This is a genomic window from Methylotenera sp., from assembly GCF_030653755.1.
In the GTDB taxonomy this organism is placed as follows: domain Bacteria; phylum Pseudomonadota; class Gammaproteobacteria; order Burkholderiales; family Methylophilaceae; genus Methylotenera.
This window is the reverse complement of record NZ_JAURYU010000045.1, coordinates 198,854-218,852: the sequence shown is the minus strand read 5'-3', so window position 1 is coordinate 218,852 and position 19,999 is coordinate 198,854. Positions and strand designations below refer to the sequence as shown.

The 19,999-nt window shown below is 43.0% G+C and carries 18 protein-coding genes; 5 read left to right on the top strand and 13 right to left on the bottom strand.

The window, feature by feature from the left end:
• Positions 1-34: 34 nt before the first annotated feature.
• The 4 genes from Q7U33_RS09090 to Q7U33_RS09075 all read right to left on the bottom strand — a co-directional run bounded on the left by Q7U33_RS09090 (position 35) and on the right by Q7U33_RS09075 (position 2,982).
• Positions 35-232 carry a hypothetical protein gene (locus Q7U33_RS09090; RefSeq protein WP_304859965.1) on the bottom strand — a complete coding sequence of 66 codons (198 nt, stop codon included), beginning with the start codon at positions 230-232 and terminating at the stop codon, positions 35-37.
• Between the two features lie 186 nt (positions 233-418).
• Positions 419-1,252: a secretin N-terminal domain-containing protein gene (locus Q7U33_RS09085; RefSeq protein ID WP_304859963.1), complete on the bottom strand. Its 834-nt coding sequence runs from the start codon at positions 1,250-1,252 to the stop codon at positions 419-421.
• Between the two features lie 21 nt (positions 1,253-1,273).
• Positions 1,274-1,771 carry a hypothetical protein gene (locus Q7U33_RS09080; protein WP_304859961.1) on the bottom strand — a complete coding sequence of 166 codons (498 nt, stop codon included), beginning with the start codon at positions 1,769-1,771 and terminating at the stop codon, positions 1,274-1,276.
• 17 nt (positions 1,772-1,788) lie between these two features.
• Positions 1,789-2,982 (bottom strand): cupin domain-containing protein, encoded by a 1,194-nt coding sequence (locus Q7U33_RS09075; RefSeq protein WP_304859959.1) that lies wholly within the window; start codon positions 2,980-2,982, stop codon positions 1,789-1,791.
• A 151-nt stretch (positions 2,983-3,133) separates the two neighbouring features.
• Between Q7U33_RS09075 and Q7U33_RS09070 the strand changes: the two genes are divergently transcribed.
• Positions 3,134-5,275 (top strand): molybdopterin-dependent oxidoreductase, encoded by a 2,142-nt coding sequence (locus tag Q7U33_RS09070; protein WP_304859956.1) that lies wholly within the window; start codon positions 3,134-3,136, stop codon positions 5,273-5,275.
• Here the strand turns inward: Q7U33_RS09070 and Q7U33_RS09065 are convergent, their stop codons facing one another.
• Positions 5,276-5,953 (bottom strand): hypothetical protein, encoded by a 678-nt coding sequence (locus Q7U33_RS09065; protein ID WP_304859954.1) that lies wholly within the window; start codon positions 5,951-5,953, stop codon positions 5,276-5,278. It lies immediately after the preceding gene.
• 542 nt (positions 5,954-6,495) lie between these two features.
• Here Q7U33_RS09065 and Q7U33_RS09060 point away from each other — a divergent pair.
• Together Q7U33_RS09060 and Q7U33_RS09055 are read left to right on the top strand one after the other, a co-directional pair.
• Entirely contained in the window at positions 6,496-7,512 is a 1,017-nt protein-coding gene (locus Q7U33_RS09060; protein WP_304859952.1) for a quinone-dependent dihydroorotate dehydrogenase, read from the top strand.
• A 20-nt stretch (positions 7,513-7,532) separates the two neighbouring features.
• Complete coding sequence (locus Q7U33_RS09055; RefSeq protein ID WP_304860207.1) at positions 7,533-8,153, top strand: glutathione S-transferase; 621 nt, start codon at positions 7,533-7,535, stop codon at positions 8,151-8,153.
• A gap of 34 nt (positions 8,154-8,187) precedes the next feature.
• Here the strand turns inward: Q7U33_RS09055 and Q7U33_RS09050 are convergent, their stop codons facing one another.
• The 8 genes from Q7U33_RS09050 to tgt form a co-directional block, all read right to left on the bottom strand.
• A complete protein-coding gene (locus Q7U33_RS09050) occupies positions 8,188-8,829 on the bottom strand; it encodes a trimeric intracellular cation channel family protein (protein WP_304859950.1) in 642 nt (213 codons plus the stop codon).
• Between the two features lie 191 nt (positions 8,830-9,020).
• The gene (clpA, locus tag Q7U33_RS09045; protein WP_304859948.1) at positions 9,021-11,294 is read right to left on the bottom strand and encodes an ATP-dependent Clp protease ATP-binding subunit ClpA; all 2,274 of its coding nucleotides are present in this window, start codon (positions 11,292-11,294) and stop codon (positions 9,021-9,023) included.
• Positions 11,295-11,332: 38 nt separating this feature from the next.
• On the bottom strand, positions 11,333-11,644 hold the full coding sequence (clpS, locus tag Q7U33_RS09040; protein ID WP_304859946.1) for an ATP-dependent Clp protease adapter ClpS: 312 nt from the start codon (positions 11,642-11,644) through the stop codon (positions 11,333-11,335).
• A gap of 100 nt (positions 11,645-11,744) precedes the next feature.
• On the bottom strand, positions 11,745-13,016 hold the full coding sequence (locus Q7U33_RS09035; RefSeq protein WP_304859944.1) for an HlyC/CorC family transporter: 1,272 nt from the start codon (positions 13,014-13,016) through the stop codon (positions 11,745-11,747).
• A 231-nt stretch (positions 13,017-13,247) separates the two neighbouring features.
• The gene (secF, locus tag Q7U33_RS09030) at positions 13,248-14,213 is read right to left on the bottom strand and encodes a protein translocase subunit SecF (protein WP_304859941.1); all 966 of its coding nucleotides are present in this window, start codon (positions 14,211-14,213) and stop codon (positions 13,248-13,250) included.
• Positions 14,214-14,260: 47 nt separating this feature from the next.
• Entirely contained in the window at positions 14,261-16,090 is a 1,830-nt protein-coding gene (gene secD, locus Q7U33_RS09025) for a protein translocase subunit SecD (RefSeq protein ID WP_304859939.1), read from the bottom strand.
• An 82-nt stretch (positions 16,091-16,172) separates the two neighbouring features.
• Entirely contained in the window at positions 16,173-16,487 is a 315-nt protein-coding gene (yajC, locus tag Q7U33_RS09020) for a preprotein translocase subunit YajC (RefSeq protein ID WP_304859937.1), read from the bottom strand.
• Between the two features lie 272 nt (positions 16,488-16,759).
• Positions 16,760-17,863 (bottom strand): tRNA guanosine(34) transglycosylase Tgt, encoded by a 1,104-nt coding sequence (gene tgt / locus Q7U33_RS09015; protein ID WP_304859935.1) that lies wholly within the window; start codon positions 17,861-17,863, stop codon positions 16,760-16,762.
• Between the two features lie 183 nt (positions 17,864-18,046).
• On the opposite strand from tgt, the gene Q7U33_RS09010 reads away from it, so the two are divergent.
• Together Q7U33_RS09010 and pssA are read left to right on the top strand one after the other, a co-directional pair.
• Positions 18,047-18,697, top strand: a complete 651-nt coding sequence (locus tag Q7U33_RS09010; RefSeq protein WP_304859934.1) for an OmpA family protein — start codon at positions 18,047-18,049, stop codon at positions 18,695-18,697.
• A gap of 237 nt (positions 18,698-18,934) precedes the next feature.
• Complete coding sequence (gene pssA / locus Q7U33_RS09005) at positions 18,935-19,729, top strand: CDP-diacylglycerol--serine O-phosphatidyltransferase (protein ID WP_304859932.1); 795 nt, start codon at positions 18,935-18,937, stop codon at positions 19,727-19,729.
• Positions 19,730-19,999: the final 270 nt, after the last annotated feature.

Genomic DNA, 19,999 nt, shown 5'->3' with positions numbered 1-19,999 from the left:
TTATTGAGTTAACAATAAATTATTTTGCAGAAAATTACTCTGCAGCAGCTGGTGCTTCTTCAGTAGCTGCAGGTGCTTCTTCAACAGCTGGAGCTTCAACAGCAGCATCAGCAGCTGGTGCAACTTCTTCAACAGCTGGAGCTTCAACAGCTGGAGCTTCTTCAGCAGCTTTTTCGCCACAAGCAGTAACAGCAAGAGCTAACAATGCAGCTAATAAAATAGAACGTGTCATTTTAAATTTCCTTAAGAGTTTAACTGGTTAAAAAACTGTTTTCGATACTACTTCAAAAGTGACTAATTAGCTATATCGAGTGGCGCAAATTCTAGCAGGAATTAAAAAAAAAAACACTACATTTCAAAGATTAACCTTAAATATAGTAAAAAAGTTCCTGCTTTTATTGATGTTTAAAAAAAATGATTATTCAACACGGATAAAAATTTGATTATTTTCGTAAGTGCGCCCATTTTTACTGCTTAAAATGGTTCGGCTTACATCATCGTTTTCTTGCATGATGCCACCTATATTGACCCATTCATTGCGATTTACCATCACAGTGGAAGTTAATTGTTCGAACTCCAATCGGCCATGCTGTTTGAGCTTTGAAAAGGTAGGCGTAATATCAAGCTCAACGCGGCTCCCTATGCTGCGTGCGCGTACAGTGAATCCTGTGCCTATTTCAATAAACTCTGTGTTAGTTTGCGTAACGGCATAGCGTTGTGTAAGCAATATCCACTCGCTGGTGTATGGCACAGATTCGCCTACGCTGATATATGCCGGTGCGCCATCTAAGACTTGAATAAACTGTTCGCTACTTTGTAGTGATCTAGTTTGATTGTTTTCTAAGTTGATATTAACGCCGTCTCTGCTATGTCTGGAATCATTCCCCGTTACTATTGTTGCGTTACCGATGCGGGTGCGCCCTCTGACAGAAGTGTTGTTGGATGATTCTGTCATGTTGCCTTGACGTTTGACCCTAATTTTTAAATTTTCACGTGCCGTGTCAAGTGTCGCGATGGTTTGCTCTACCTCAATCATCGTTTGGCTATCTGTACGGACGATGAGTTGGTTTTGTATGGCATAGGTCGTGCCATTGCTGCTTATGATAGCCTGAATGGTGGGTAGGATATCTTCAGCAAAGCGATGCTGTAGTGTGAATATTTTGAACTCTGACACGGCATCGCTTAACAGTGAAATGCTGAGCATAATCAGCAGCGGTAAAATATGCTTGAAGGTGAGTTTCGATATCATCATTCATGTCCTCACAAATCTACTTCATAAACCTAATGGTGAAATGCTAACGATATCTTCAATCGCCTCTTTTAATTCATCAAACCGTGTTCTTAAGGCTTTAACGTTTACTGCATCATCATAGGCGTATTTAAAGCGCGCTTGGTCGATATGAATGCGCTTAATGTAATGTTTCCCATCGGCTAAGATAAAGCAGTCTTTTGCGTGCTTTGCTGATTGATTAGTCACGTGCACGTTCATTTTGTGCCCAAAGGTTTTAAGTAGGTTAAGAAGTCTTGGACATTGATGCTGAAAATGCGCGGTGTCTTGCAAGATGATTGATAAATGGCTTGCGATATGTTGACTTAAGAATTTTTGCAGTAATTCATATGTGGCTAGGCTAGAGAAATTACCGTGGCTTAGGTCTTGGTCAAAAATTAAAAGCTCATGCTCAGCGCTTTGTATGATGAGATTGATTGCCTCATTATACAAATGCTCCCCAACGATGATTCGATTAGGCGTCAGTGTCTGGTTGTTATCCATAGGTTTAATAGTAATCGCTATGCTTTGTTAAAGTAAAGGTAGCCTGCCAGATACCAATCATGCAGTTGTGCGATTAGTGTTGTATCAATCTCGCCCAATTGCTTAATCTCTTTTGCGCTTATAGTTCGGTAATCAGCCAGTATTTTTAATAGTGATGCAGATTTGGCTGAAGCACTTATAGATTCGCCGTTTAAATAAAAGCAGTGATCAGCAAATAGCATTTGGCTTTTTAAGTCTAAGCTAATGCCATCCTGCATTAGGCGCTCATTAAACTTTGGCAAAGACATTTTTTTATTAGGGTTAAAAATAACATCTGCTTTGGGTTCTGATAAATAGGTTCCTAAAAAGGCTGCGACTTCTTGCTCTGACCATTGAATGGTTTTTAATATATTAGTCACCTTGCTAATCATGCTGCTACTGATTTCAGCAGGGTGGGCTTGTAGCGTGAGGTCGGCATCCTGATAAATGCCAGGTAAAGCTTTACCCTCTTTGTTTAGATTATCTTGCATAAAGCCAAGAAACTCTGTGGCTAGTTCTTGCACTTTAGGGGCACGAAAGCCAATTGAATACGTCATGCAGTCTGTATCGCCATCAGAGACAGCAATTCCCCAGTGTGCTAAGTGTGGTGGTAAATAAAGTAAATCACCTGACTCAACTAGCCACTCTTGCGCTGTGTCAAAGTTTTTTAAAATACGTAGTGGCGCACCTTCTACTAGACTTAAATCGGTTTGCTCACTGATACGCCATAATCTCTTGCCTTGACCCTGTAACAAAAAGACATCGTAACTATCAAAGTGTGGGCCTACCCCACCGCCATCTGGCGCGTAACTTACCATGAGGTCATCTAGTCGCGCATGTGGAATAAAGTTGAACTGCCCTAGCAGTTCAGCACCTTCAGGTAAGTGATGGTTCACACTCTGTACCAGCAATGTCCAGCGGTGCTTTGGGTCTGGCTTTTCAGGTAAGTTAGCAAAGTCATCTTCATCAAAAGGACCATGTGATGCGTGCCATTTTCCTTTGATTTCTTCCACGATGCGAGATTGTACTTCATCTTCGCATGCTAATCCCGCGAGTTCTTCTGGGCTTAATAGGCCTTTAAAGTTTGGAATTGCATTTTTAATCAGTAAAGGTTTTTTATGCCAGTAATGCGTTAAAAACTCAGTCGCTGTGATGCCGCCAAGTATTTGTAGAGGTTGGTTGTGATTGTTCATGTGCGGATTTAATTAAAAACTCAGTCGATAATTATGCCATTGCATTACTATACAGGTGAGTATATATTATTAAAAAAATGTAAAAATAAACCAATCTGTTGCAATCTAGTATCTCGAATCATCGCTATATTATTTTTAAGGATTATTAATAATGAACGCTCCTACTGACTCTTCTGTTCAAACATTTCATGGTGGATGCCCGCATGATTGCCCAGACACCTGCTCAATGGTGTACACGGTTAAAGATAAAAAGCTAATCTCAGTGACGGGTAATAAATCTCATCCAATGACGCGCGGTGGTTTATGTGTGAAATTAAAAGATTACGAAAAACGCCATTATCACCCAGATCGTTTACTTTATCCGCTCAAGCGTACTGGACCAAAGGGAAGTAAGCAATTTAAGCGTATCTCTTGGAATGAGGCGCTAGATGAGATTACGAGCAAGTGGAAAGCGATTATTGATACAGATGGTCCACATGCGATTATGCCCAATAGTTATTTAGGCAACCAAGGTTTGGTGCATGGGCTAAACGGTGGTGATGCTTTTTTTAACCGTATGGGTGCAACGGTGTGTGAGCGTACGTTCTGTGGCGAGGGCTCCTGTACCGCATGGCTACTAACGGTAGGGCCTACAGCAGGGGTTGATCCAGAAAGTTTTAGTCACTCAAAGTACATTATTATATGGGCGTGCAACTCAGTGAGTACTAACTTACACCATTGGCACATCATTCATGAGGCACAAAAACGAGGGGCTAAAGTTGTGGTAGTGGATTCTTACGCATCTAAAACCGCAAAAGAAGCCGATTGGCACATTGCACCGAAACCTGGCACTGATGGTGCGTTAGCCATGGCAATGATGAATGTGATTATTAGTGAAGGTTTAACAGACCAAGACTATGTTGATCAGTACACCGTAGGTTATCAAGAACTAGCCGAGCGCGCTAAAACTAGAACGCCAGAATGGGCAGCGGAAATTACTGGCATTTCAGCGGACGATATTAGAAAGTTTGCACGCGAATACGCGACGACACCGCCAGCAGCAATCCGCCTAGGCGTTGCGCTGGAACGAAGTTACGGTGGTAGCCAAGCCATTCGTGCTGTGACAAGTTTGCCTGCGCTAATTGGTGCGTGGCGTCATGTCGGTGGTGGAGCATTACAGTTTCCAGTATGGGAGCATCCTTATAAATTTGACGTGATTTCGCGCCCAGATTTAATTCCTGAAGGAACGCCCGTGGTGAATAACCTGCAATTAGGGCGGGCACTTACAGGTGAGTTAGACCTTAAAACACCGATTAAATCGATGATGGTGTGGAATACTAATCCGCTTACGCAAGCGCCTGAGACTGACAAAATAGTCAAAGGTCTGGAGCGTGAAGACCTGTTCTTAGTCGTCGCTGAGCATTTTATGTCGGATACCGCGGCTTACGCGGATATTCTATTGCCAGCCGCGATGGGTGCAGAGATGGAGGATATGGTGCTCTCATGGGGTCATTTGTACCTGACCTACAATGAAAAATGTATAGACCCACCAGGTGAGGCGATACCCAATAATGAGATTTTTAGACAGTTAGCCAAGCGTATGGGCTATAACGATGATAATTTCCAGTGGAATGATACCGAGTGCTTAGAGAATTATGTAGATTGGAACTCACCTACCTGTGATGGTATCGATTTAGATTATTTACGCCAGCATGGTTTTGCACGATTAAAAGCTTTCGGAGATAAAGATACACGCGCACGTCATGCCAAAGGTGAGTTTCCTACCCCTACAGGCAAATGCCACTTCTTGGTGGAGGGGGCAAAAAACTTTGTCGCAGGACCTTTCCGCCAAATGTATGATGGTTTTCAGCCGGGTGAAGATTTAGATAGCTTGCCAGATTACGTACCATCTCGTGAAACGCCAGCAACGAATCCTGAGCTCGCAGCTAAATACCCTTTGAATATTATTTCGCCTAAGAGCCATGGCTTTTTAAACTCATGCTATGCCAATGTGACAGAAAAAATTAAGGGTCAGGGCGAGCAGTTTGTGATGATAAATCAGCTAGATGCTACAGCGCGTAATATTAAAGAAGGCGACGTGGTGAAGGTGTTTAATGACCGTGGTGCGTTTGAGGGGCTGGCGAGAATATCTGATGATGTGAATGCAGGGATTGTGGTGGCTACGCTTGGTTATTGGCGGCAGTTGAATAATGGGACGGTGAATTGTATTAGTTCGGCGGAGTTTGGGGATATGGGGCACTCGACTACGTTTAGTGATAATTTGGTGGAAGTGGCATTGGGTAGTGGTATCTAGTCAGGCGACACGGATCACCTCTTCTGGATAAGACAAAAAGTAGATTGCACTAAAGCCAGGGTTAACTACAGTGATTGCTTGGGATGCGCTTAGTCTGCCAGAGTTTAATGTTCTATCGGCAACCAGTAAGAGCACTATATTGCTGTATTTCCGTAGATATAAAGGTAACTTTTCTTGCTTTTTGTTTACTGCATCTTGAAGCGTGCTAGATGTTACTGCTCTAACCCAACCGACACGATCCTCGATACAGGACCAAACAACGTTGTCATGGCCTAAAGTCTGAGGTGACAAGAACATTATTAGTCCGTTGAACTCAAGCCTTTTGTCTAGGCTTGGGAGGCTTGAGCAGTTGGCGATAATTTCTGCCACTAGCTCTTCATCTGAGATAGCTTCTAATGAGCCAAGAAATTTGACATTGACTGGCGTACCACCTTTAGCTTTGTACATCCTCGCGAGTGCAGATGCGCGTTTTTGGTTTTTAGATTCATTTTGTTTAGATTTTGATCCAGCTCTACCCTCTGGATCAGTGAATATTTGCCGTACTTCGAGGCCAAATGTTTCGTTACCAACTTTGACTTCGAAGTCTAATGGTTCTTCAATGTCGATGAGTTCCCATTCGAATCCTAGAAGTCTCGCGGCGGATTCTGCATACAAGCGTTCGTTGACTTTATTAACCATATCTTTGAGGACTAGATAGTTAATGGAAGAAAAATATAACTTTAATATTCATAATGTTATTTAGTGATAAGGGGGTAATAGTTATTTTAATTAGAATGTTTAAATTGCTATGAATCACATCATAACTAATTGAGATTAGAGCCACAATGTTTGTCGCTCTCGCGCGACTAGCGAGTTTCTTTCTTTTGCTTAGCCAAAAGAAAGAAACCAAAGAACACCCGCAAGGGGTGTCCCCAACCTCGCTAAGTGCTAAAGCACTAAGTCGGTTGTGAAACCCCACCCCCTACCGCTTGTTTCCTGTGCTGCGCAGTTCTATGGGCGGCAATCGGAAACTCACTTCGTTCAAACAGCCGCTTGCCGAAAGCTCCCATAAAACTGCGCAGCGCAGGCGCGGTAGCAGGGGAGTTAATGTCAAAACCACTGTGGTTTAAGCGCTGCTTATTTTATTTATCAATACTTCAGTTCCGTCATTCCCGCGTAGGCGGGAATCCAGTGGCTTTGATGAACTTTGGAGATAGCTGGTAATGCAGTAAAATCACGTTATGAATATTTACTCTCTTGCACGTCCTTTGTTATTTCAGTTTGACGCTGAATCTGTTCACGACTTTACTTTAAAAAGCTTAAAAACTGCTGAGCGGTTGGGGGCTTTAAAATTGTGTGCATCTCCGCCTATTTGTCAGCCTCGCACGGTGATGGGTATTACGTTTCCTAATGCGGTAGGTTTAGCGGCAGGGTTAGATAAAAATGCTGCGGTGATTGATGGGATGGCGGCATTAGGTTTTGGCTTTATTGAGGTAGGCACGGTTACGCCTAGGCCGCAGCCAGGTAATCCTAAACCACGCTTATTCCGCGTGGAAAAAGCGCAAGGGATTGTTAACCGATTTGGTTTTAATAACTTGGGCGTAGATAACCTGATAGAAAATGTTAAAGCGGCTAAATATAAAGGTGTGCTGGGCATTAATATCGGTAAAAACTTTGATACGCCAAATGAAAAAGCAGTGGATGATTATTTGATTTGCATGCGTAAAGTGTACGCGTATGCGAGTTATATCACCGTGAATATTTCCTCGCCTAACACTAAAAACTTACGCGCTTTGCAAGAAAAAGAGGCGTTGTCAGATTTGCTTGCTACATTAAAAGCAGAGCAGTTGAAATTGGCTGAACAATTTGGCCGTTATGTACCAGTTGCTTTAAAAATTGCACCAGATTTAGAGCTAGCTCAGGTGAATGAAATTGCAGATTTGTTGATGGCGCATAACATTGATGCTGTGATTGCAACTAACACCACACTGTCTCGTGAGGCTGTGCAAGGGCTACCAAATGCTGCGGAAACAGGTGGATTGTCTGGTGCGCCAGTGCGAGATAAATCGACTGTGGTGATTCAGCAGCTATCACAGCGTTTGCAAGGCGCTTTACCTATTATCGGTGTGGGCGGTATTTTGAGCGGTACTGATGCGATAGAGAAAATTGCGGCTGGCGCTAGCTTAGTACAGTTATATAGCGGATTAATCTACAAAGGGCCACAGTTAATTCGTGATGTAGCACAGGCGCTTGGTTAGTCATCTTGCTTTTGATTAGTATGACATTGCCTATTTTATATTCTTATCGACGTTGCCCCTATGCCATGCGCGCCCGCATGGCGTTGAAGTACGCTGGTATTGCAATAGAAATACGTGAGATATCATTACGAGATAAGCCTGCACACTTATTAGAGGTATCACCTAAAGCTACGGTGCCCGTGCTAGTGTTGCTAGATGGCGCTGTGCTTGAGCAAAGCCTAGACATTATGCACTGGGCTTTACAGCAACGTGATATTGATGGATGGTTGTTAGCTCACGATGAGCAAGCACAGCAACTAATTGCAGAGAACGATACCAGTTTTAAACAAGCTTTAGACCGTTATAAATATGCGATTCGGTTTCCTGAGCAAGCTATGGAAGATTATCGGTCACAAGGTGAGGCTTTTTTGGCTAAACTGGAACAGCGACTAACTCAAACAAGCTTTCTAGCGGGTAAACAAATGAGTTTGGCTGATATTGCAATTTTTCCTTTTATTCGTCAATTCTCTGCGGTAGATGCTGATTGGTTTGAATCTACCAAATATATTAAGTTGAAAGCTTGGTTAAGCTTGATGGTTGAATCAGAGCTATTTAACAGCATTATGAACAAACACCCAGTTTATTCAGATGTTGAGAATTAACGCTCGACTCATCAATATTACGAGTCAACAGCGCTTAATTAGATTCAATTTTCCAGCCAGGTAGACGCCACTCGAAGTAAATGGCTAATATTCTGAGTAATGTCATGAGTGACGCGGGGATAAAGATACAAATCCAAGCGGCGAGGCCTAATTGATTAAGCAGTAACACTAACAAGCCACCTAAGAATGCGATGACCGCATACGGTTGGTAATCACTAAACGCTTTGGGGATTTCGTTGCAAAAGATGTCTCTTAGCACACCGCCAAACACCGCAGTCATCACCCCCATCAATGCGCACACAATCACAGGTAGTTGTTGCTGCAATGCTATTTGGGTGCCTAATGCTGCGTATAGACCTAAGCCCAGTGCATCAGGGATGAGTATGGCGCGTTCTGTTAGCTGAATATGTTTATTGCGCATAAACAGCATAGCAAGCATGCATAAAAACAGCATGAGCCATATCCAGTTGGCATGATCCACCCAGAAGAATGGACGTCGATCAAGTAGTACGTCTCGCAACGTTCCGCCACCGAACGCCGCTACGCCAGTCACAACAAACACACCAAAAGCATCTAGTTTTTTTCTGGCACCTGCAATGAGACCAGAAAGTGCAAAAGCTGATGTTGCACAAATCTCAATGACCACTTGTAGTGTAGATGTGTTGACATCAACCATAGATGCGAAACCTTAATCACAAGTGGTCGCTGAGATTAGCTTAAATCAACTAAGCCTTAAATCAACCAAGCGATATATGAGCTTTGTGTTAATAAACCTAGCGTTAAAAAAGAAAATATTAAACGAAGTAAGCTGTATCGTGAATTATATTAGACGATACAGCTTGTTAGAACACAGCTTATCAGACAGACTTAAGTCGTTGCTAAATCCTTAGCTTCGTTTTGATTGTTTTCTTCAAATATAAGCTTAACTTCATCTTTGTCATCAATATCAACATGTACGTTACCGCCATTCGACAGCTTACCAAACAGTAGTTCATCAGCAAGCGCCTTACGAATAGTATCTTGAATCAATCTCGCCATTGGACGCGCACCCATGAGTGGGTCAAAGCCTTTTTTGCCTAAGTATGCTTTTAATGCATCGCTAAATGTTGCTTCAACTTTTTTCTCATGCAGTTGATCTTCAAGCTGAATCAAGAACTTATCCACAACACGGATAATAATATCTTGTGACAAAGCCGTGAACGAAACAGTAGCATCTAATCTGTTACGGAACTCTGGTGAGAATAAGCGTTTGATGTCCGCTTGCTCATCTCCAGCTTGTTTCGCTGTCGTAAAGCCCATGCTTGATTTAGAAAGGCCTTCCGCACCTGCATTGGTGGTCATGATGATTGTCACGTTTCTAAAGTCTGCTTTACGGCCATTGTTGTCTGTCAAAGTACCGTGGTCCATCACTTGCAATAAGATATTGAAAATGTCTGGGTGTGCTTTCTCAATTTCATCCAATAGCAACACGCAATATGGGTGCTTAGTAATCGCCTCGGTCATTAGGCCGCCTTGCTCAAAGCCTACATAGCCTGGAGGTGCACCAATCAAGCGTGATACCGCATGGCGCTCCATGTATTCACTCATATCAAAGCGAATCAGCTCAATGCCCATAATGTAAGCCAGCTGTTTTGCAACTTCTGTTTTACCTACGCCAGTAGGGCCGCTGAACAAGAAGCTACCAATCGGTTTGTTGTTTTGACCTAAGCCACTACGGGCCATTTTAACGGCAGAAGACAGCGCCTCAATGGCTTTATCTTGACCAAATACCACGGCTTTTAAGTCACGCTCTAGGGTTTTAAGTGCGTTACGATCATCAGAAGAAATGTTTTTTGGCGGAATGCGCGCAATTTTGGCAATAATGTCTTCAATTTCTTTATTGCCAATCACTTTTTTCTGTTTAGATTTCGGCAAAATGCGTTGCGCAGCACCAGCTTCATCAATCACATCAATTGCCTTATCTGGTAAGTGACGGTCATTGATATATTTGGCTGATAATTCAGCAGCCGTGCTTAACGCCGCAGCAGTGTACTTCACGCTATGGTGTGATTCAAAGCGTGATTTCAGCCCTTTAAGAATCTCGATGGTCTCGGCTACACTAGGCTCAACCACATCCACTTTTTGGAAGCGACGAGATAGTGCGTGGTCTTTTTCAAAGATGCCACGATACTCTTGATAGGTGGTAGCGCCTATGCATTTGAGTGAGCCATTAGATAATGCTGGTTTCAATAAATTGCTTGCATCCAATGTGCCGCCACTAGCTGAACCTGCACCGATGAGCGTATGAATTTCATCAATAAATAGAATAGCCTCTGGCTTTTCTTCTAATTGTTTCATGACCGCTTTTAGGCGTTGCTCAAAGTCTCCACGGTATTTTGTGCCAGCCAGCAATGCACCCATGTCAAGTGAGTACACTACTGCATTCGCGAGTACATCTGGGATATCTTTTTCTACAATACGGCGAGCTAGGCCTTCAGCAATCGCAGTCTTGCCAACGCCAGCTTCACCCACAAGTAGTGGGTTGTTTTTACGGCGACGGCATAAGGTTTGTACAACACGCTCTAGCTCGGATGCGCGGCCAATAAGCGGGTCGATTTTACCTGCTACCACTTGTAAGTTCAGATTCAGAGTATAGTTTTCAAGTGCGCCATTTGGTGGAGCTTCTGCGTCAGCTTCTTGCTCACCACCTTCAGGTTTAGCAGTTTCACCTACTTTTGAAACGCCATGAGAAATAAAGTTAACAATGTCTAAGCGAGTAATGCCTTGTTGATGCAAGAAGAACACGGCATGTGAATCTTTTTCACCAAAAATAGCCACCAGTACATTGGCACCAGTCACCTCTTTTTTGCCAGATGACTGCACATGCAACATTGCACGTTGAATCACCCGTTGAAAACCTAGTGTCGGCTGTGTGTCAACATCGTCTTGCCCAATCACCGTTGGGGTGTGTTCTTCAATGTATTGGTTTAGTTCGGTACGCAATGTTTCTAATTTTGCACCGCACGCACGCAAAACCTCTGCCGCGGTTGGGTTATCAATCATTGCGAGTAGCAAATGCTCAACCGTGATGAGCTCGTGACGCTTTTGTCTTGCGTCCATAAACGCCATGTGCAAACTAACTTCTAATTCCTGCGCTATCATCTCGGTACCTAACTTTCTTTTATGTATCTTTCTTACATTTATGCCATTTCAATGATGCACTGTAATGGATGTTGCGATGTTCTCGCATGGCTAACTACTTGATTCATCTTTGTTTCCGCGATGTCTTGTGGATATACACCACATACACCAGCGCCCTCAGTATGTACTTTGAGCATAATTTGCGTTGCTTGTTCACGGCTTTTGTTAAAAAAATGCTCAATAACCTCAACGACGAACTCCATCGGTGTGTAATCATCATTTAACAGTAGCACCTTAAACATGGGGGGCAATTTTGGTTTTGCAACCTCAGGTTTCAGTGCAGTGTTACTTTCATGCGGTTTATTTGCCATAGTATGAATCTATTTTGAGCCAAACTGTAAAAAATTCAAGTGTAATTTGATGTATCTTGATGTGATCGTACTACGTAGCCGCAACAATCAATTGCATGGACTAAGGGAATATTTTGACGCTTTTTACAATTCTGTCTTGAGTTTGCAATATTTCGAGTCGATGTTCGCCAATTTTAAAGCTGGTATTAGGCTCGGGAATATCTTCAAAATGTTCCAGAATCAAACCGTTGAGCGTACGAGGACCATCTAATGGTAAATCAAGATTTAATTTTTTATTCAGGTCGCGTAATGTGCTGGTGCCATCTACCAACCAACTGCCATCTTCTTCTTGATGGTAGCTACCAAGTCGAGAAGGCAGGTGAGTGCTAAAGTCGCCAATCACTTCTTCTAAAATATCCTCTAGTGTCACTAATCCTTTTAATTCACCGTACTCATCCACCACCAAGGCAATACGTTCCTGATTTTCTTGGAACTGTTGAATTTGCGTAAAGAGTGGTGTGCCTGATGGAATAAAATAAGAGTCGTCAATTATTTCAAGTAATGCTGCTTTATCAAATTCATCTCTTTGGTGGTGTTCACGTAGTTGGCTGATGACCTTACGCACTTGCAAAATACCAATGATTTCTTCAGACTCACCTTGTCGCACAGGTAGGCGTGTGTGATGCGTGTTGGTGATGTGATTTAAAATATCGTCGATTGACGCATCAAAGTTAATACTTTCAATCATGGTATGAGCCGTCATGACATCATCTACCGTAATTTTTTCTAGCTCAAATAAGTTTAATAAAATCGTACGATGTTTTTTAGGCATAAAATGACCAGCGTCAGTCACGATGCTACGTAATTCATCCATCGAGAGTGATTGTGTGGGGCCCTCAAAGTTTACTTTGACTCTAAGTACCCGCAATAGACCAACAACGAACAAGTTAACAAACCATACGATTGGGTACAGTGCTTTAAGTAATGGGTACAAAATGTAGCTACAAAAGAATGCGAGTTTCTCTGGGTATGCTGCCGCAATTACTTTAGGTGAGATTTCACTAAACACTAAAATAGCAAATGTCACTGTCATTGTGCCAAACATCAGTGTCCATTCACCCTCACCAAACAACTCTACGACAATAATAGTGACTAAAGTGGCAGAAGCTGCATTGGCAAAGTTATTGCACAGCAAAATGACGCCTAACAGCTTGTCAGTTTTAAGTAGCAAAAATGTGGCGAGCCGAGCGCCTCTATGCCCTTGGTTTGCCAAATGTTTTAAGCGATAGCGATTGACAGACATCAGGCTGGTTTCAGCCAGTGAGAAAAATCCAGAAATTAAAAGCAGAACGGCAAGCGCGCCAAGCTGCCAAGATATAGGTATGTTGTTCAAAGTATTATTTGATGGTTACTACGAAGATGTAGTGTATACGTGATGGGGTGTTAGAGGCAAGTGTTCTAATTTTTCAGGCTTCTCATTGTAGATCTCTGATAGGTTCCTGAATGATAGTAACGTCACTATTTATATCTTGCTGTTGTTTTGAATCGTTGGGGTAGATGAATTAAACCGCTACAACCGCTTAATTTTTTAAATATTAAGCATTATAGCGGTCATTAGTGTTGCTTAAGCAAACTCTGATGGGTCTGGTTCAGTTACAGCGTCTTTTTTCTCGCCCTCTTTCTTTTCAACATCGCTCATCAAATTTGCACGGTTGATGCCTAGCCACATGGCGATTGGGCAAGCAACTAATACTGAAGAGTAGATACCAAACAAAATACCAATAGTAAGCGCTAGTGCAAAGTTATGTAGCACTTCGCCGCCAAATAGCAACATAGACAATACCATGAGCTGCGTTGAGAAGTGGGTAATGACGGTGCGTGACATGGTGCGAGTAATGGCGTTATCAATCACTTGTGTCACGCTAGCTTTACGCATTTTACGAAAGTTCTCACGTACTCGGTCAAACACTACCACAGACTCGTTAACAGAGTAACCTAATACCGCGAGCACCGCAGCTAGCACTGTGAGGTTAAACTCCCATTGAAAGAATGCGAAAAAGCCTAAGATGATAATCACATCATGCATGTTTGCAATAATGGCTGCTACAGCAAAGCGCCATTCAAAACGCATCGCTAGATAAATCATAATGCCAACAATCACTAAGAGTAAAGCCAATGAGCCTTTCTCATACAGTTCGGCACCCACTTGTGGGCCCACGAACTCAATGCGGTTCATTTGCACTGAGCTGTCTACTTCTTTAAGTGAGTCCAGCACTTTGTCAGAAAGCTGTGCACCTGTAAGGCCAGCCCTTACTGGTAGGCGGATGAGCACGTCGCGACTAGTACCAAAATTTTGCACAGTAGCATCTTTTAAACCGATGCCATCAACCGTCTTACGAATCTTATTCAAGTCAGCGGCATGAGGGTAGTTCACTTCAATCATGGTGCCACCAGTGAAGTCCACACCAAAGTTCAAACCTTTTGTCGCCAGAAAAACGATGGCAAGGATGAATGTAATCATTGAGATGGCTGTCGTTAGGCGGCCATAGCTCATGAACGGGATGTCTTTTTTTACTCTAAAAAATTCCATAGTGTTTGCTCTATTTTTTGACTGAGGGCGCTAGTTAACTGGAGCGCTTAACCAATTGAAAGGTGTGTTGTTTTGCGACGGCTTCCATAAACCCAATTAACAATCGCACGTGAAACGACCACTGCACTGAACATCGAAGTCAGAATCCCAAGCACATGCACCACTGCAAAGCCTTTAACTGGACCTGAGCCAAATAGGAACAACGCAATACCAGCAATCATCGTGGTGACGTTGGAGTCAAGAATCGTATCCCAAGCACGGTCATAACCTACGTGTATTGAGGCTTGAGGCGTGTTGCCATTGCGTAACTCTTCTCGAATTCGTTCATTAATCAATACGTTAGCATCAATTGCCATCCCTAGAGTTAAGGCTACTGCAGCTAAGCCAGGTAACGTTAGGGTTGCTTGTAGCATGGACAATACCGCAACCAGCAACAGTAAGTTAATGCCGAGTGCTAATACTGAAATCCCACCAAATATCAAATAGTAAATAACCATGAACACGGCAATCGCTGCAAAGCCCCACAAGGTGGAATGCATACCGCGTTTGATATTTTCTTCACCCATGCTAGGGCCTACAGTCCGCTCTTCAATAATGTCCATTGGTGCTGCTAATGCACCAGCACGTAGTAGTAAAGAGATGTCCGTCGCTTCTTGTGTGTTTGCCATGCCAGAGATCTGTACGCGACCGCCACCAATTTCTTCGTTAATCACAGGTGCAGTGACTACTTCAGTGTTGCCTTTTTCAATCAGTAAAATGGCCATGCGCTTGCCCACGTTTTCACGCGTTACTTGTTGGAACACTCGCGCACCACGAGCATCAAGCGTCACATTAACAACAGATTGCCCAGTTTGATTATTAACGCCAGGGCCTGCATCAGTGATGTAATCACCGGTGAGGACAACGTTTTTTTTCACTAAGATGACACCACCTTCGCGGTCTTTAAATGCGTCAGTACCCATTGGCGCTTGACCTTGTGCTGCTTTTTCTAAGGTCATGGCGTCAGATTTTTCTTCATCGACTAAACGAATCTCAAGTGTAGCGGTGCGACCTAATATTTCTTTCGCTTTTGCTGTGTCTTGCACACCTGGTAACTGAACCACCACGCGGTCTGCACCTTGTTGTTGAATGATTGGCTCAGCAACACCTAGCTCGTTAATACGATTGTGCAACGTTTGAATGTTTTGTTTTAGTGCAAACTCCTGAATGCGCTTTTGCTCAACGGCATTAAGAGACGCGCTCAGGATGATCTCTTCACCATTAACACTGTCTTTAAGCGTGAGGTCTGGATATTGATTGCTGATAATTTTCTTTGCTTTAGTTAATTCAGAATCGCTGGTAAAGCGAATCTGCACTGTTTGGCCTTCTCGCGTTACGCCTGCGTAAGAAACACGCTCTTTACGTAAAGCTGTTCTAAAGTCACCCACAAAACGTTCGGCAGCTTTATCTAAAGCAGCTTTCATGTCCACTTGCAAAAGAAAGTGCACGCCTCCACGTAAATCTAAACCTAAGTACATTGGCTTAGCGCCCAGACTACGCAGCCAGTCTGGTGAGCGTGATAGCAAGTTGAGTGCTACCGTGTAGTCACTATTCAAGTTTGCTTGCAATAGGTCTTTGGCTTTGATTTGCGTGTCAGTATTTGCAAAGCGTGCTTTTACGCCGCGCGCATCTAAGTAGATGCCATCGTATGCAATTTTTTCTTGTTGAAGAATCTGCTCTACTTGCGCTAGTAAGGCAGGGTCAACCTTACTTGTGCTTTTTGCAGGAGTGACTTGAACCGCAGGCGACTCGCCAAACATATTAGGGATGGCGTAAATCAGCCCCATTAAAATCATGAAGACAACAAAAATGTTTTTCCACAGCGGGTAGCGGTTCATAGTCAGGCTCTAATCAACGGTTTGCATTACTTATATAGTAGTGTGCAAATTGTTTAATAAATTTGTAGGCAGATACTTTTGATTAAATGCTTTTAATCGTACCTTTTGGCAATGCGCTTTGTATCGCATGCTTTTGAACGGTAATTTCAGTATTCGGTGCAATTTCGACAGTAACAAAAGTGTCAGTGACTTTAGTGATTTTGCCAACAATGCCACCAGAAGTGACCACTTCATCGCCTTTTTGCAAGGCAGCAATCATATTACGTTGCTCTTTTGCTTGTTTCATTTGAGGACGAATAATCATGAAGAAGAATAACAAAAAAATCACGATCAACGGTAAGAAACTAGTGAAGTCTGTAGCAGGTGCTGTTGCAGCATAAGCATTTGAAATAAACACGATATAACTCTCTTAAAAAATAAACTTAAAAAATGAATAAACTTAGGGAAATGCGGAATAAGTGCCTGCGCAAGCAAATTGCTGCGTTGCGCGGTACTCGCAACCTCGCTGTATACCGCATACTATCTCGGCTTCTGCGTTCCGTGCGCCTTGCCCTTTATCTCGCTCGGCGACTTATTCCGTGTTTCCTTAGGATTAATGTAAAAATTAGCCTTTAATTCTAGCACATACTCTATTTGAATGCAGATGGTGCAGATATGAGTTCAGTGAAATCAGGACAAACTCCTACGCTTGACGGCAAACTCTTGTTTGAAGGTTTCGAACGTTCCATTTTCAATCGCCCCACGCATGCCACCCATGAGTTGCTGATAGTAGTGCAGATTGTGTATGGTATTTAGGCGCGAGCCTAAAATTTCACCGATTCTATGTAAGTGATGCAAGTATGCTCGCGTAAAGTTGCGGCAGGTATAGCATGCGCAGTCCGCATCAAGCGGGTTTGTGTCGTTCTTATAACTTGCATTTTTAATCTTAACGTCGCCGTATTGGGTGAATAGCCAGCCATTACGTGCGTTGCGAGTAGGCATCACGCAGTCGAACATGTCAACGCCTTGTGATACGGCAGCGACTAAATCTTCAGGTGTGCCTACGCCCATTAAATAACGAGGCTTGTCTTGCGGCATTTTAGGTGCGGTATGTGCCAAAATGCGTAGCATGTCTTCTTTTGGTTCGCCGACTGAAAGACCGCCAATGGCATAGCCATCAAATCCGATTTGCTCTAAGCCTTCACGAGAAACGTCTCGTAACTCTTCATGCATGCCACCTTGTATGATGCCAAACAACGCATTAGGGTTGCCTTCGTGCGCTTGCTTGCTGCGTTTTGCCCATCTTAGCGAAAGCTGCATCGAGTCGTTTGCTTCTTTTAGCGTAGCAGGATAGGGTGTGCATTCGTCAAAGATCATGACGATATCTGAGTTTAGTACACGTTGAATATTCATGGACTCTTCTGGTGTCAGAAAGCATGAGTCTCCATTGATCGGTGAGCGAAACTTGACACCTTCTTCTGATATTTTGCGTAAATCACCTAGGCTCCACACCTGAAAACCGCCAGAATCTGTGAGTATCGGTTTGTCCCATCCCATAAACTTATGTAAGCCACCATGCGCCGCAATCACTTCTAGCCCTGGGCGTAACCAAAGGTGAAAGGTATTGCCTAGAACGATATGCGCATCGATTTCGGTGAGCTCTAGCGGCGACATTGCTTTTACGGTGCCATAAGTGCCTACTGGCATGAACGCAGGGGTTTCAACTTTGCCGTGTGCTAGTTCTAAAGTGCCTCGGCGTGCGAGACCATCTTGTTTGTGTAAGGTAAATTGCATGGGTAGAACAATAATATTTTGAATGTCGCGATACTAACATAATATGTTTGGTTTGTAGGTAAGCCTGTTGGTGTATGGGCATACGAGCCTACAGTATTGAAACATTTATATTGAGTCTTAGTGAAAACTAATTTATTAGAATATACTCAAATGAAAAGTAGTAAACCAAACAATGGAGGATATATGAAAAATACGATGATTTTAGGTTCATGCTTATTGGCATTTGTACTTGGGGGTTGCGCTAGCATGACTGAGACACAAAAAGGTACTGCTAAGGGCGCTGCAATTGGCGCTGGTGCTGGTGCTGTTGTTGGTGCTATTGCTGGTAAAGGTAAAGGTGCTGCGATTGGTGCTGCAGTGGGCGCTGGTGTGGGTGCTGTGGCAGGTAACGTATGGACTAAGCGCCAAGAAGAACAAAAAAGGCAAATGGAAGAGGCTACAGCTGGAACTGGTGTAGGTGTGACGCAAACTGCAGATAATCGCCTAAAACTTGATATTCCTAGCGATGTTTCTTTTGATGTGGGCCGTTCAGATATTAAATCTAACTTTAGAGCTGTGCTTGATGCTTTTGCCACTAGTTTAGTCAATAACCCTGCAAGTAACGTGACCATTATTGGGCATACCGATAGTACAGGTAGCGATGCGGTTAATAACCCATTGTCGTTAAATCGTGCTGCGAGTGTTCGTGACTATGTAGTGACGCGCGGTGTGCAGTCATCTCGGATCGTGATTGACGGCAGAGGTTCTCGTGAGCCTTTGGTAGCGAATGACACTGCAGCGAATAGAGCAAAAAATCGTCGTGTAGAGATTTTTGTTGCAGAGCCAGCTAATTAACAGTGAATATAGCCTTTTGATCAAATATTGATCATTAAAGTACTAAACAAAGCCGGCGAATATGCCGGCTTTGTTTTGGCTGGTTATAATTTTGACAGGATGAGTGAGTGTTAAAGTGGTAATTGAAGTTGAGTTTCTTTCAAGGGTTAACCCAAATTTGATTTCAAGTATCGCTGTAGGCTTTGTTATACTAATCAAAATTAAAGAATTATCATATATAAAGGTATGATACAAAACATGATTGAATCTAAGCAAAAACCATCTCGTCGTAATACAGACTCGCCATCTTTGCGTGAGCGAGGCATTTATTTACTGCCTAATTTATTCACTTCGGCTGCCCTATTTGCTGGATTTTACGCCATTGTGCAGGCAATGAACGGGAACTTTGAACTCGCTGCGATTGCAATTTTTATTGCGATGGTGATGGATGGCTTGGATGGTCGTGTTGCACGTATGACCAATACACAGAGTGCTTTTGGTGCGGAATACGATAGCTTGTCTGATATGGTGTCATTTGGTGTAGCACCAGCACTTATTCTGTACGTATGGGCGCTTAAGCCTTTAGGTAAATTGGGTTGGATAGCTGCTTTTATTTATTGCGCTTGTGCGGCACTTCGATTGGCGCGATTTAATACTAAGCTTGATGATGTTAATCAAGATAAGCGTTATTTCCAAGGCCTGCCTAGCCCTGCCGCTGCTGCCTTGTTAGCAGGATTTGTGTGGGTGTCTTATGAATATGGCGTGAGTGGTCGTGATGTATTTTTTGGTGTGCTTAAAATGAAGTGGATGGCATGGAGTATCACTGTGTTTGCTGGGGCTTCTATGGTGAGTGACCTGCGTTACTACAGCGGTAAAGATATTAATTTAAAAGCCAGTGTGCCATTTTTTGTGATTCTAGGCATCATGTTAGCGTTTGTGCTTATTTCATACAGCCCGCCAGAGGTGTTATTTTTGATTATGGCTCTGTATGCGCTCTCTGGTTATGCGATGTGGTTGCGAGGCAAGTTTAAGTCTGCTTCAGGGCCCAAGTAATTGGTAATAGTGCGTAAGGTTTACTTATCATCATGATAAGTAAATTCAAATACTTAAGCACTTGCGAAATGCCTTAAAAAACATTATATTACTATCACTATGTTCAATTTAAATATTACATTTACTCAAAACGCACTTCATCATCATGCAAGTGCGGATCTGCTACGCAATTTATCTGCGTTACGTCTTCTTAGTTTTCTGCGCTAGTGCGCAGACTAAACACACTCAAAATTTAAGTATTACTTCGCGCATTCACTATATTAAGTGAAT

What these genes read in the sequence shown, in the direction of transcription:
- Q7U33_RS09075 (WP_304859959.1), bottom strand. Translation starts at nt 2,982, where the DNA reads ATGAACAATCACAACCAACCTCTACAAATACTTGGCGGCATCACAGCG.
- Q7U33_RS09010 (WP_304859934.1), top strand. Translation starts at nt 18,047, where the DNA reads ATGAAAAATACGATGATTTTAGGTTCATGCTTATTGGCATTTGTACTT.
- Q7U33_RS09080 (WP_304859961.1), bottom strand. Translation starts at nt 1,771, where the DNA reads ATGGATAACAACCAGACACTGACGCCTAATCGAATCATCGTTGGGGAG.
- Q7U33_RS09085 (WP_304859963.1), bottom strand. Translation starts at nt 1,252, where the DNA reads ATGATGATATCGAAACTCACCTTCAAGCATATTTTACCGCTGCTGATT.
- pssA (WP_304859932.1), top strand. Translation starts at nt 18,935, where the DNA reads ATGATTGAATCTAAGCAAAAACCATCTCGTCGTAATACAGACTCGCCA.
- clpA (WP_304859948.1), bottom strand. Translation starts at nt 11,294, where the DNA reads ATGATAGCGCAGGAATTAGAAGTTAGTTTGCACATGGCGTTTATGGAC.
- secD (WP_304859939.1), bottom strand. Translation starts at nt 16,090, where the DNA reads ATGAACCGCTACCCGCTGTGGAAAAACATTTTTGTTGTCTTCATGATT.
- clpS (WP_304859946.1), bottom strand. Translation starts at nt 11,644, where the DNA reads ATGGCAAATAAACCGCATGAAAGTAACACTGCACTGAAACCTGAGGTT.
- secF (WP_304859941.1), bottom strand. Translation starts at nt 14,213, where the DNA reads ATGGAATTTTTTAGAGTAAAAAAAGACATCCCGTTCATGAGCTATGGC.
- Q7U33_RS09060 (WP_304859952.1), top strand. Translation starts at nt 6,496, where the DNA reads ATGAATATTTACTCTCTTGCACGTCCTTTGTTATTTCAGTTTGACGCT.
- Q7U33_RS09050 (WP_304859950.1), bottom strand. Translation starts at nt 8,829, where the DNA reads ATGGTTGATGTCAACACATCTACACTACAAGTGGTCATTGAGATTTGT.
- Q7U33_RS09070 (WP_304859956.1), top strand. Translation starts at nt 3,134, where the DNA reads ATGAACGCTCCTACTGACTCTTCTGTTCAAACATTTCATGGTGGATGC.
- Q7U33_RS09055 (WP_304860207.1), top strand. Translation starts at nt 7,533, where the DNA reads ATGACATTGCCTATTTTATATTCTTATCGACGTTGCCCCTATGCCATG.
- tgt (WP_304859935.1), bottom strand. Translation starts at nt 17,863, where the DNA reads ATGCAATTTACCTTACACAAACAAGATGGTCTCGCACGCCGAGGCACT.
- Q7U33_RS09090 (WP_304859965.1), bottom strand. Translation starts at nt 232, where the DNA reads ATGACACGTTCTATTTTATTAGCTGCATTGTTAGCTCTTGCTGTTACT.
- Q7U33_RS09065 (WP_304859954.1), bottom strand. Translation starts at nt 5,953, where the DNA reads ATGGTTAATAAAGTCAACGAACGCTTGTATGCAGAATCCGCCGCGAGA.